9 protein-coding genes and 3 pseudogenes are annotated in these 12,664 nt (G+C 62.6%); 4 read left to right on the top strand and 8 right to left on the bottom strand.

Features of this window, described 5'->3' with window-relative positions:
• The first annotated feature begins 37 nt into the window (after nt 1-37).
• A complete protein-coding gene (locus M1B35_RS18215) occupies nt 38-811 on the top strand; it encodes a transporter substrate-binding domain-containing protein (protein WP_123327698.1) in 774 nt (257 codons plus the stop codon).
• A gap of 24 nt (nt 812-835) precedes the next feature.
• Here the strand turns inward: M1B35_RS18215 and M1B35_RS18210 are convergent, their stop codons facing one another.
• Complete coding sequence (locus tag M1B35_RS18210; protein ID WP_268262697.1) at nt 836-1,318, bottom strand: 2-thiouracil desulfurase family protein; 483 nt, start codon at nt 1,316-1,318, stop codon at nt 836-838.
• A gap of 2 nt (nt 1,319-1,320) precedes the next feature.
• The gene (locus M1B35_RS18205) at nt 1,321-1,953 is read right to left on the bottom strand and encodes a 2OG-Fe(II) oxygenase (RefSeq protein ID WP_268262696.1); all 633 of its coding nucleotides are present in this window, start codon (nt 1,951-1,953) and stop codon (nt 1,321-1,323) included.
• A 162-nt stretch (nt 1,954-2,115) separates the two neighbouring features.
• Between M1B35_RS18205 and M1B35_RS18200 the strand changes: the two genes are divergently transcribed.
• Nucleotides 2,116-2,868, top strand: coding sequence for a hypothetical protein (locus M1B35_RS18200; RefSeq protein ID WP_268262695.1), 753 nt, complete (start codon nt 2,116-2,118; stop codon nt 2,866-2,868).
• Between the two features lie 90 nt (nt 2,869-2,958).
• Here M1B35_RS18200 and bipL read toward each other — a convergent pair whose 3' ends face one another.
• Nucleotides 2,959-3,882 (bottom strand): phospholipase BipL, encoded by a 924-nt coding sequence (gene bipL / locus M1B35_RS18195; RefSeq protein ID WP_268262694.1) that lies wholly within the window; start codon nt 3,880-3,882, stop codon nt 2,959-2,961.
• A gap of 109 nt (nt 3,883-3,991) precedes the next feature.
• On the opposite strand from bipL, the gene M1B35_RS18190 reads away from it, so the two are divergent.
• Both M1B35_RS18190 and M1B35_RS18185 read left to right on the top strand, forming a co-directional pair.
• Complete coding sequence (locus M1B35_RS18190) at nt 3,992-4,573, top strand: DUF6436 domain-containing protein (RefSeq protein WP_268262693.1); 582 nt, start codon at nt 3,992-3,994, stop codon at nt 4,571-4,573.
• A 102-nt stretch (nt 4,574-4,675) separates the two neighbouring features.
• Entirely contained in the window at nt 4,676-7,087 is a 2,412-nt protein-coding gene (locus tag M1B35_RS18185; protein WP_268262692.1) for a penicillin acylase family protein, read from the top strand.
• A gap of 80 nt (nt 7,088-7,167) precedes the next feature.
• Here the strand turns inward: M1B35_RS18185 and M1B35_RS18180 are convergent, their stop codons facing one another.
• The 5 genes and pseudogenes from M1B35_RS18180 to M1B35_RS18160 form a co-directional block, all read right to left on the bottom strand.
• Nucleotides 7,168-8,058 (bottom strand): ABC transporter permease subunit, encoded by an 891-nt coding sequence (locus M1B35_RS18180; protein WP_268262691.1) that lies wholly within the window; start codon nt 8,056-8,058, stop codon nt 7,168-7,170.
• A complete protein-coding gene (locus M1B35_RS18175) occupies nt 8,058-8,936 on the bottom strand; it encodes an ABC transporter permease subunit (RefSeq protein ID WP_268262742.1) in 879 nt (292 codons plus the stop codon). The genes M1B35_RS18180 and M1B35_RS18175 overlap by 1 nt, the downstream gene beginning before the upstream one ends.
• A 35-nt stretch (nt 8,937-8,971) precedes the next feature.
• A pseudogene (locus M1B35_RS18170) lies at nt 8,972-10,113 on the bottom strand (ABC transporter ATP-binding protein).
• Between the two features lie 71 nt (nt 10,114-10,184).
• A pseudogene (locus M1B35_RS18165) lies at nt 10,185-11,278 on the bottom strand (polyamine ABC transporter substrate-binding protein).
• A gap of 188 nt (nt 11,279-11,466) precedes the next feature.
• Nucleotides 11,467-12,563, bottom strand: a pseudogene (locus M1B35_RS18160) (polyamine ABC transporter substrate-binding protein).
• Nucleotides 12,564-12,664 lie beyond the last annotated feature (101 nt).

Below are 12,664 nucleotides of genomic sequence, written 5' to 3'. Positions count from 1 at the left end.
GAACGGCGCAGCGCCCATATAAATTCAAGGAGTGACCATGCGTTTCCTGCCTGGCCTGATACTTTTGCTACCCCTTGTGAGCACTTACGCTCAAGCCGAACTGATGGACGACGTCAACGACCGCGGGGAACTGCGCATCGCCCTGGAGGCCGATGCCCCGCCATTCAACTTCAAGGATGACGGCAAACTCACAGGCTTCGAGGTCGAGCTGGGGCAACTGCTGGCCACCGAGCTGGATGTGCGTGCGGACTTTGTGGTCACTGACAACACCGACTTGCTGCCTGGGGTTGAAAGCGGCAAGTACGACGTCGCCATCAACCACATAGCAGTGACCCCGGAACTCCAGGATCGTTTCGACTTCAGCGAGCCTTATAGCTACTCCAACGCACAATTGGTGGTGCGCAAGGAAGAGCAGCGCCCCCTGGGCACCCTGCAAGCCCTGCGCGGCCAGGCCCTGGGCGTGGCCCAAGGCAGCCAGTTCGTCGACCAGGCGCGCAGCGTCGAAGGCATCAACCTGCGCAGCTACGCCGACGCGCAACAACCCCTGAAAGACGTGGCGGACAAACAGATCGACGCGGCCATCAGCGACCGCCTGCTGATCCCCTACGCCATTCGCGACAGCCAGTTGCCAGTGAAAGAAGGGGCCAAAGTCGGGCCGACCTTGAGCCTGGCGATTCCGTTCCAGAAGGGTAATCCGGCCTTCCAGGCCAGCCTGGACAGCGCCTTGCAGCGGATCAAGGCCGACGGCCGATTGATGGCGCTGTCGGAGAAATGGTTTGGCATGGACGCGAGCAAACCGCCCAAAGAGTAAGCCCCGGGCCCGCAGGCCCAGGCATCAGAGGCGAGCCAGGGCGGCGGCCGCCTCAGGCAGTTCCAACTCACTGAAGACCCGCACCCCGGCGCGCCGCAACAGCGCCGCCGTCACGCCCTCACCCGGCACCTTGATGCCACTGAAGGTGCCGTCATAGGTCAGCAGGTTGCCGCAGGACGGGCTGTTGGCCTTGAGCACGGCGATGCGAATGCCGTGTTGTTCCACCAGCACCAGGGCTTGGTGGGCGCCGGAAAGAAATTCGGCGCTGACGTCCTGACCATCGCTAGTCAGCACCGGGGCACGCCCCTCTAGCACCTCGACGCCCTGCCCGCCCGGAATCTCGGCCGCCGCACGGGGCGTCGGCAAGCCACCAGCCACTTCCGGGCACAGCGCAACCACCCGCCCTTCTGCCAGCCAACGAGCCAATTGATCGAAAGGACCGCTGGCACCGCCGTCATAACGCACGCGGTGGCCCAGCAGGCAGCGACTGACCAGGATCTTTTCCATCGTCAAAACAACTCGTTGCCACGCCGCCGAAACCAGCCCGTCAACGATAGGCGTTCGCGGGTCGCAGGCAGGACTTCATGGGGGACTTCACCCGACAGGAACACCACCAAACGGCCGCCTGTCGGAACCACTTCGTACTCGCCCTCGTCCTTGAGGTACATGCGTAACTGCCCGCCGTGCTCGGGCAGCCAGTCCTGATTGAGGTAGATCACCGCCGAGACCATGCGCCGGTCATCATCGCGAAACCGGTCGACATGGCGCAGGTAGAACGCACCCGGGGGATAAAGGGCGAAATGGCTTTCGAAGTCCTCCAGCCCCAGGAACAGACCGCGGTTCAGAGCTTCGCGCAAGCTGTCCATCAAGCCCATGTATACGTCGCAGGCCTCAGCCTGGCCGGGCTCGATCCATTGGATATGGTCGCCGCGGATGCCTTCGCGAATCTCCTGGGACGGCCCTCGCCCCACGGCTGCCGGGGCCAGTTCGCCTTCGGCTGCACGTTTACGGCACTCAGCCGCCAGTTCCAGGGTCAGAGCCTCTGGCAGGAAGATGCTCTGCTGCGACCAGCCGCACGCGGCCAGATCGTCGACAATACGCAGCAGCAGTGGGTGATCGGAGGGTATTTGCATGGCGCGCATAGTATCCAGCCTCAGGTAAATCTGACAGCGCCGCAGAGCGGAGGAACGTGGGTTTTTTTAGCCCTTCACAGCCGGCGGGCACTTTGCGCCTCGAAGCTGATACGAATTCTCGACAACCACCGTCATGCCCCGGAGAATAGTGGCCTGCCGACAGGAGTCCTTATGCGCCGTTTGCTTTTTTCACTGTTGATGTTCTGCGCTTTGCCCGTCTGGGCAGACAGCCACGACCAGTTGTACAAGGTCGCCGGCTGGCCGGAACAACGCGCGCATTTCAACGATGCCTTGAGTGCGGCCCAGCAGCGCTACCAGAACAGCCTGCCGCCGGCGGTCTACCAGACCTTGGTGAGCAACAGTAACCAGCGCTTTGCCCCCCAGGCGGTGGACCGCCGCGCCGAAGCGCAACTGCGCAAGAACCTGGCGGACCCGAAACCGGCGCTGGCGTTCTTCCAGTCGGCGCTGGGGCGCAAGATCGTCGCGGCCGAACTGCTGGCCACCCGGCGCGACCAACTGGCCAAGAACGCCCAGGGCCTGCCGAAAATCCAGGCCAGCGACAACCGCCAACTGATCATTGGCCACCTGGCCCAGGCCCTGCCGGCCCGGGAAGCCGGCGCCGAAGTGAGCCTGGCGATTGCCGGCGTCGCGGCGGACAGCCTGAGCCAGATGATTCCCGGGCTGCTCGGCGGCGGCCAGGCCCAAGGCATGCTCAACGGCCAGCGCCAGCGCCTGATGGAGCAGATCGGCAATGACCTGAACAACACCTTGCTGTACGTCTACCGCGACCTGTCCGACACCGAGCTGGAAGAGTTCGCGACCTTTGCCGAGTCCACCGAAGGCAAGGCCTACTACCAGGCCGCCCTGGCAGCGATCCGCGCGGGCCTGGCGGTCGGCCAAAGCACCTCCAGCCTGGCGCCCTGAGCCGGGCCGGCGTCTACGGGCGCCATCCCTCCACCACCAGCCCCTTTCAGGGCGGGCATGACGCCCGCGCTCGGCAAGCGGGCTGCCTCGCTACAAGCGCTGGGTCAGGAAAGCAAAGTACTGCTGGCGGAAGTTCGCCGTCTCGTTGGCCAGGTGATGCCGGGCCTCGGGCAGCATCAACACCTCGGGCTGATCGAACTTGCCGCAGATCACCTGCAGGTTGTGCTGCCAGTCCACCGTCATGTCTTGCTGCCCCTGCACGATCAGTGGGCGGCGCGAACTGGAAGGCGCCGCTTCCAAACGCTTGATCCAGCGCGCCAAGGCACCGACCCACGCCGTAGGCAGACGCAAGGGTTGCAAGGGATCGGCCTGCAGGAAGGAGAGAAACCCCAGGTCATGGGAGTTCTCGCTGAAGCGCCGGGCAATGCCGGTGACGAAGGGCCTGAGCAAGTAGTAACTGAGGATCGACCAGCCCCAGGAGCGCGGCCGCACCAGGGGCGACAGCAGAATCACCTGGCCCTGGGCCGGGCTTTGCGCGCCGTGGTTGAGCAGGTGGTCAATGACAATCGCCCCGCCCGTGCTCTGCCCGAACAGGTGCCAGGGCTGTGGCAATGCCAGGGAGCGAGCCTGCTCGAACAATCCCTCCATCACCGCCTGATAGACCGCGAAGTCGTCGATGCTCGCCCGCTCGCCGCTGGATAAGCCATGGCCCGGCAGGTCGCAGGCAATCACCACGAACTGCCGCGCCAGAGCCCACTCGATCACGTGCCGGTACAGGCCCATGTGGTCGTAGAAACCGTGGAACAGAAACATCGTGGCCACCGGCTGCTCGGGCCACCAGACCTGGCTGACCACCTCGTACGCCCCAACCTGAAAGCGCCCCAGGCGACTGGCCACCGGCAAATCCAGCCCATAGAAGCGCTGATAGGCCTGGGCCTGGGCCGACAGTGGCTGGCAGGCGTCCAGTGACTGCAGGCTGGCGCGCAAGTGATCGGGGTCGAACGTCGCGGACATGACAATTTCCAAAGAGTGGCGGCTGGAGCAGAACGGGCTTTATAGGCCTGCGATATTCATCTGTCGCGGCAAGCATGGCAAGCTACGCGACCTTCGAGGACCGACGCCCATGCTCCAGCGCTACCGCACACCCTTGCTTGCCAGCCTGCTCGCCCTTGTCTGTGCCGCAGTGCTGTGGGCGGCTTATGACTGGTTCCAGGGCCGCTATCTGCGGGCCTTCAACGAGCACACGGCGGTGTTTTCCGGCGATGCCCTGCAACTGCCCGCCGAGCTGGCCGGCCCCGGGCCCATCCGCCTGGTGCACTTCTGGGACCCGGCCTGCCCGTGCAATGTCGGCAACCAGCAACACCTGGCCGAGCTGATCGAACACTACGGCGCCCAGGGCGTGGAATTCTACGGGGTGCAAAAAACCGGCAGCCACGGCCAGTTGCCCGCCAACCTGGAGCGCCTCAAGCACCTGCCCACTCTGCCAGGCGCCGAGCAGATCCCCGCCAGCCCGGCGGTGGCGATCTGGGACCGCAACGGCAAGCTGGCCTACTTCGGCCCCTACAGCGAGGGCCTGACCTGCAACAGCAGCAACAGCTTTATCGAGCCCATCCTCAAGGCCTTGCAGGACGGGCGCCCGGTGAACGCCACCCACACCTTGGCCGTGGGCTGTTATTGCCCCTGGCCGAACCCGAAGCCCAGCTAAGGCATTCGCGACTATTCAAGGACGGCGATACGCGGCGGCCGAGACTTGTGCTAAATGTTCGCAGTGATCGCCACGAGGCCACCGCCACCCCAAGGAGCCCGCATGAAACGCAGCCTGACCGTACTCGTCGTGTTGATTCTCGCGCTGCTGCTGGGCGCCGGCGGCTACCTGTACAGCAAGCTGCCGGTGCGCCAGGGCCTGGTGGAACTGAACGGCCTGCAGGGCTCGGTGACGGTGCGCTACGACGAACGCGGGGTGCCCCACCTGCGAGCCGAAAACGAAGCCGACCTGTACCGGGCCCTGGGCTATGTGCATGCCCAGGACCGGCTATTCCAAATGGAAGTCCTGCGGCGCCTGGCCCGGGGCGAACTGGCGCAGATCCTCGGCCCGAAACTCCTGGACACCGACAAGCTGTTCCGCAGTCTGCGTATCCGTGACCGCGCCGCGAGCTACGTCGCCGGCCTGGATCGCCAGTCCCCGGCGTGGAAAGCCCTGGAAGCCTATCTGGACGGAATCAACCAGTACCAGGACAGCCACAGCCGGCCCTTGGAGTTCGAAGCCCTGGGGATCCCCAAGCGCCCCTTCACCGCCGAGGACACCATCAGCGTCGCCGGCTTCATGGCCTACAGCTTTGCCGCAGGCTTGCGCACCGAGCCGGTGCTGACCTATGTGCGCGATCAGCTGGGTGCCGATTACCTGAAGGTGTTCGACCTCGACTGGCAACCCAGGGGCGTGCTCGCTAACAGCAAAAAACCGCTCGCCCCGCCCCTTAGCGCCAGTGACTGGGAAGACCTGGGCGCCCTGGCCCAATTGAGCCAGCAAGCCTTGATCGACGCCGGCCTGCCACAGTACGAGGGCAGCAACGCCTGGGCCCTGTCCGGCGCGCGCACACAAAGCGGCAAGCCGTTGCTGGCGGGGGATCCGCACATTCGCTTCTCGGTGCCTTCGGTGTGGTACGAAGCCCAACTGTCGGCGCCGGGCTTTGAGTTGTACGGCCATCACCAGGCCCTGGTGCCGTTCGCTTTCCTGGGGCACAACCTGGACTTCGGCTGGAGCCTGACCATGTTCCAGAACGACGACCTCGACCTGATCGCCGAGAAGACCAATCCAGAGAACGCCAACCAGGTGTGGTACCGCGACCAATGGGTCGACCTGACCCGCAGCGAGCAGCAGATCGACGTCAAAGGCCAAGAGCCCGTCACCCTGGTGCTGCGCCAGTCGCCCCACGGCCCGATCATCAACGATGTGCTCGGCGCTACGGCCGGCAAGACGCCGATCGCCATGTGGTGGGGCTTCCTGGAGACGCCGAACCCGATCCTCGACGGTTTTTACCAGCTCAACCGTGCCGACACCCTGGCCAAGGCCCGCGCGGCGGCAAGCAAGGTCCACGCGCCGGGGCTGAATATTGTCTGGGCCAGCGCCAAGGGTGACATCGGCTGGTGGGCCGCGGCGCTGATGCCCAAGCGCCCGGCCGGCGCCAATCCGTACTTCATCCTCGACGGCAGCAGCGCCCAGGCAGACAAGAGCGGCTACTACCCCTTCAGCGCCAACCCCCAGGAAGAGAACCCGGCCCGGGGCTACATTGTCTCGGCCAACTTTCAACCGGTGTCGCCCACCGGCATGGAGATCCCGGGTTACTACAACCTGGCGGATCGTGGCCAGCAGTTGGACCGCCAGCTCAGCGATAAAACAGTAAAGTGGGACATCGAGCGCAGCCAGAAGCTGCAACTGGGCACCACCACCGCCTATGCCCCACGCCTGCTGGCGCCGCTGCTGCCAGTGCTGCGCGAGGTGGTCAGCGCCCCGCAGGAGCTGAAGTTGCTGGAACAGCTGGCCCAGTGGCAAGGCGACTACCCGCTGGACTCCACCAGCGCCACCCTGTTCAACCAGTTCCTCTACGACCTGACCTACGCGGCCTTCCACGATGAACTGGGGGACAGCTACTTCGACACCCTGATCCAGACCCGGGCAATCGACGCCGCCTTGCCGCGCCTGGCGGCCACGGCCGATTCACCCTGGTGGGACAACCGCGACACCCCCAGCCGGGAAACCCGCGCCGACACGGTCAAGGCCGCCTGGCAGGCCAGCCTCGCCCACCTCAGGAAAACCCTGGGCGAGGACCCAGCGCGCTGGCAATGGGGCGGCGCCCACACCCTGACCCACAGCCACCCCCTGGGCACGCAGTCGCCCCTGGACAGGATCTTCAACGTCGGCCCCTTCGCCGCCCCCGGCACCCACGAAGTGCCAAACAATCTTTCGGCGAAGATTGGCCCGGCGCCCTGGCCCGTCACCTATGGCCCTTCGACCCGGCGCCTGATCGACTTCGCCGACCCGGCCCACAGCCTGACCATCAACCCCGTGGGCCAGAGCGGCGTGCTGTTCGACAAGCACTACGACGACCAGGCCGAGGCCTACATCGAAGGGGTTTATCAACAAGCGCACTTCAGCGAAGAGGAAGTGACCGCCAACACCCGCAGCACCCTCAAGCTGCTGCCGGCCCGTGCCGACCAATGACGGGCCTGCCATGCCTGGGCCTAGGCAATAAAAAACCTCGCTCCCGGTAACGGGGCGAGGTTTTTTGTACCAGGCGAAACTCAGGCTGCGTTCGGCGCCGGGGCGCGACGCGCGTCCGGTTGTTTCCAGGAGTCGGCAGCCGCCTCTTCAATGGCTTGCTGGATCGCCCGCTTACGGGCCTCTTCAGCGCGACGACTGAAGAACCAGACCAGGAAAGTCACCAGCGACACCGCCAGCAGAATCAGGCTGGCCACGGCGTTGATTTCCGGTTTGACCCCCAGGCGCACGGCGGAAAAGACTTCCATCGGCAAGGTGGTGGAACCAGGGCCAGACACGAAACTGGCCAGCACCAGGTCGTCCAGGGACAGGGCGAAGGACATCATGCCGCCGGCCGCCAGGGACGGCGCGATCATCGGAATGGTGATCAGGAAGAACACCTTCCACGGGCGCGCCCCCAGGTCCATGGCCGCCTCTTCGATGGACAGGTCCAATTCACGCAGGCGGGCCGACACCACCACCGCCACATAGGCAGCGCAGAACGTGGTGTGGGCGATCCAGATGGTGACGATGCCGCGCTCCTGGGGCCAGCCGATCATCTGCGCCATGGCCACGAACAGCAGCAACAGCGACAAGCCGGTGATCACTTCCGGCATCACCAGCGGCGCAGTGACCAGGCCACCGAACAGGGTGCGGCCCTTGAACTGGGTGATCCGGGTCAGCACAAAGGCTGCCAGGGTCCCCAGGGCCACCGCCGCCACTGCGGTGTAGCAGGCGATTTCCAGGGAGCGCAGCACCGAGCCCATGAGCTGGGAGTTATCCAGCAGGCCCACGTACCACTTGAACGACCAGCCGCCCCACACCGTCACCAGCTTGGAGGCGTTGAACGAGTAGATCACCAGGATCAGCATCGGCAGGTAGATAAACAACAGGCCGAGCACCAGCATCAGGCTGGAAAAACTGAAGCGCTTCATTACTTGCCCTCCATTTCTTTAGCCTGACTGCGGTTGAACAGGATGATCGGCACGATCAGGATCGCCAGCATCACCACCGCCAGGGCGGACGCCACCGGCCAGTCACGGTTGTTGAAGAACTCTTGCCACAGCACCTTGCCGATCATCAGGGTTTCCGGGCCGCCCAGCAGTTCAGGAATCACGAACTCGCCGACCACCGGGATAAACACCAGCATGCAGCCGGCGATGATGCCGTTCTTGGACAAGGGCACGGTGATTTTCCAGAAGCTGTTGAAGGTACTCGAACCCAGGTCCGAGGCAGCTTCCAGCAGGCTGGTGTCGTGTTTCACCAGGTTGGCGTACAGCGGCAGGATCATGAACGGCAGGTAGGAATAGACCACGCCGATGTACACCGCCAGGTTGGTGTTGAGGATCTGCAGCGGCTCGTCGATCAGGCCCATGGACATCAGGAACCCGTTGAGCAGGCCGTTGTTGCTGAGGATGCCCATCCACGCATAGACGCGGATCAGGATCGCGGTCCAGGTCGGCATCATGATCAGCAGCACCAGCACGGTCTGCAGCTCTTTGCGGGCGCTGGCGATGGCATAGGCCATCGGATAGCCGATCAGCAGGCAGAGGATGGTGCTGAAAAACGCCATCTTCAACGAGCCGAGGTAAGCAGAGATGTACAGATCATCGCCGGCCAGCATCGAGTAGTTGCCGAGGTTGAGCAGCAACTGGACCTTCTGGTCGATGTAGCTGTAGATCTCGGTGTACGGCGGGATCGCCACGTCTGCTTCGGCGAAGCTGATCTTCAAGACGATGAAGAACGGCAGCATGAAGAACAGGAACAGCCAGATGAACGGCACCCCGATGACCAATTGGCGGCCACCGGGAATTATTCGATTGAGGCGGCGCTTGAGCTTTCGCATGTTCATGAGCGCAGTACCACGCCGCTGTCGTCTTCCCACCAGACGTAGACCTGGTCACCCCAGGTCGGCCGAGCGCCACGACGTTCGGCGTTGGCCACGAAGGACTGCACCAGCTTGCCGCTCGGCAGCTCGACGTAGAACACCGAGTGGCCGCCCAGATAGGCGATGTCATGCACCTTGCCGCTGGACCAGTTGTGCTCGCAGGTGGGCATTTCGGCGGTGACCAGCAGCTTCTCCGGGCGAATCGCGTAAGTCACCGACTTGTCCTGGACCGAGGTGCTGATGCCGTGGCCCACGTAGATATTGCGGTCCAGGTCCTTGCAGGTAATCAGCGCGTGGCCCTCGGCGTCGTCCACCACTTCGCCTTCGAAGATGTTGACGTTGCCGATGAACTCGCACACCAGGCGGCTGGTGGGGGTTTCATAGATGTCGATCGGGCTGCCGATCTGGGCGATCCAGCCCAGGTGCATGATGGCGATGCGTTCGGCCATGGTCATGGCCTCTTCCTGGTCGTGGGTCACCATCACGCAGGTCACGCCCACGCGCTCAATGATCTCCACCAACTCCAGCTGCATCTGCGAGCGCAGTTTCTTGTCCAGGGCGCCCATGGGTTCATCGAGCAACAGCAGTTTCGGGCGCTTGGCCAGGGAGCGGGCCAGGGCCACGCGCTGGCGCTGGCCACCGGACAGTTGGTGCGGCTTGCGCTTGGCGTACTGGCTCATCTGCACCAGCTTGAGCATCTCCGCGACACGGGCGTCGACTTCCGCCGCCGGGATCTTGTCCTGCTTGAGGCCGAAGGCAATGTTCTGCGCCACGGTCATGTGCGGGAACAGGGCGTAGGACTGGAACATCATGTTGATCGGCCGCTCGTAGGGCGGCATGTCAGTGATGTCTACGCCATCGAGGAAAATCCGCCCCTCCGTGGGCCGTTCGAAACCGGCCAGCATCCGCAGCAAGGTGGACTTGCCCGAACCCGAACCGCCGAGCAAGGCGAAGATTTCGCCTTTCTTGATTTCCAGGGACACATCGTCCACGGCCACCGTCTCGTCGAACTTCTTCGTGACCCGGTCGATTTTGACCAGCACCTGCTTGGGTGTCTGGTCGCCCTCGAGGCTTTCTTATAGGCGCCGGAGGCAACTGCCATTTGCGAAACTCCCAACAGAATTTGCAGCCCGCCCGAAACGGGCGAGCCTTGGATAGTTTGAGCCGTTAAAGCTATTTGCCCGTCTTGACCTTGGTCCAGCTACGGGTCATGAGTCGCTGAATCTTGGGCGGCAACTCGGAGTTGACGTACAGCTTGTCGACAATCTCTTGCGGTGGATAAACCGCTGGGTCGGTGCGCACGCCTGATCCATCAGCTCACCCGCCTTTGGATTGGGGTTGGCATAACCGACCGCGTCACTGACCTGGGCAATCACGTCAGGCTTGAGCAGGTAGTTGATAAAGGCATGGGCTTCCTTGACGTTGCCGGCATCCCGGGGAATGGCCAGCATGTCGAACCAGAGGTTGCCGCCTTCCTTGGGAATCACGTAGGCGATATCGATGCCCTTGCCCGCCTCGGCGGCACGCGCCTTGGCCTGGAACACGTCACCGGAGAAACCGGCGGCCACACAGATCTCGCCATTGGCCAGATCGGAGATGTACTTGGAGGAGTTGAAGTAGGTGACATACGGCCGGATCGCCAGCAACTTGGCTTCGGCTTTCTTGTAGTCCTCGGGGTTCTGGCTATTGGGCGACAGGCCCATGTAGTTCAGCATCGCCGGGAGCATCTCGTCCGCCGAGTCGAGGAACGCGACGCCACAGCTGGAGAGCTTCTTGATGTTCTCCGGCTCGAACAGCACTGCCCAGGAATCGATTTTGTCGACGCCCAATGCGGCTTTGACTTTCTCGACGTTGTAACCGATGCCGTTAGTGCCCCACAGATAAGGGACCGCGTACTGGTTACCCGGATCGTTCTTTTCCAAGCGCTTGAGCAACACCGGGTCCAGGTTCGAAAAGTTGCTCAACTGCGACTTGTCGAGCTTCTGGAAAGCCCCGGCCTTGATCTGCTTGCCCAGGAAGTGGTTGGACGGCACGACCACGTCGTAGCCGGTATGCCCGGCCAGCAACTTGCCTTCCAGGGTTTCGTTGGAGTCGAACACGTCATAGACGGGTTTGATGCCAGAGGCTTTTTCAAAGTCCGCCAGGGTGTTCTGACCGATGTAATCGGACCAGTTATAAATATGCACGGTGGGCGCTGCCTGTGCACTGACGGCCAACGTCAGGCCAGCACCAACCAGCATGGCTTTGCGAAACAAAGAAATAGGCAAGTGAAGGTCCTCTTAAATAGTTGGGCCCAAGTTGCCCCGCGTTACATGACAGCCTGTAGCTGCCCAGCAACAAAACCGGCGCGCAACTTACCCTCGATAAACCATTCCAGCAAAACTTTCTGTCATTTAATTGTTTCCTGTTGCCATCCTCCGACAAAGGATGACAACAGGCAGTGCCACAAATCGGCTTATTTACCGGATTTGATCTTGGTCCAGCTGCGGGTCAGGATCCGCTGAGTGGCTGCCGGCAAATCGGCAATCGCGTACAGCTTGGCCTGCACGTCGGCAGGTGGGTAGATGCCTGGGTCGGCGGTGATGTCTTTATCAACCAGGGCAGTGGCCGCGGCGTTGCCGTTCGGGAAGCGCACGGCGTTGGTGATTTCAGCCATGATTTCCGGCTTCTGCAGGAAGGTCATGAACTTGTAGGCACCCTCGACGTTTTCCGCATCCTTAGGGATGGCGACCATGTCGTAGAAGCTGCCCGCCCCTTCTTTAGGAATGTTGTAGCTGACTTTCACCTTGTCACCGGCTTCAGCGGCGCGCGCCTTGGCTTGGTAGATGTCGCCCGAGTAACCGACAGCCACGCAGATGTTGCCGTTGGCCAGGTCGGAGATGTACTTGGAGGAGTGGAAGTAACCGATCGAAGGACGAATTTTCAGGAACAGGGCTTCTGCTTCAGCCAGTTGTTTCTTGTCCTGGCTGTCGGTTGGGTAACCCAGGTAGTGCAGCGCCACCGGAATCATCTCGGTTGGCGAGTCGAGGAAGCTGACCCCGCAAGACTTCAGCTTGGCGGCGTTCTCAGGCTTGAACAGCAAGTCCCAGGAGTTGGTCGGCGCATCGGCACCCAGGGCGCCTTGACCTTCTCGGCGTTGAAACCGATGCCGATCGAACCCCACATGTACGGGAAGGCGTGCTTGTTGCCCGGGTCGCTCACCGATACCGCCTTGAGCAGCGATTCGTTGAGGTTCTTCCAGTTCGGCAACTTGGACTTGTCCAGTTCCTGGTACACGCCGGCCTTGATCTGCTTGGCCAGGAAGTTGTTGGACGGTACCACCACGTCATAACCGGACTTGCCGGCCAGCAACTTGGCTTCCAGGGTTTCGTTGCTGTCGAAGACGTCGTACACGACTTTGATGCCCGACTCGGCCTCAAACTTCTTGATGGTGTCCGGGGCGATGTAATCGGACCAGTTGTAAACATGCAGCACTTTGTCGTCCGCCTGGGCGGCCGCCGCCATCACGCCCATCAGGGACATGGCGAGGAGGGTCTTGCCAGCTATCTTCATACCTAATGCCTTCATGGGTAATGCTCCAATTATTCTTCTCAACCACTCGTTCAGCGGCCAATGTCCGGGCCACTGAAACGGCGGGTAGTCTGGCAAGATCC

Origin of the sequence: Pseudomonas morbosilactucae, from assembly GCF_023241665.1 — a bacterium.
In the GTDB taxonomy this organism is placed as follows: domain Bacteria; phylum Pseudomonadota; class Gammaproteobacteria; order Pseudomonadales; family Pseudomonadaceae; genus Aquipseudomonas; species Aquipseudomonas morbosilactucae.
This window is presented reverse-complemented; position numbering and strand designations above follow the sequence as displayed.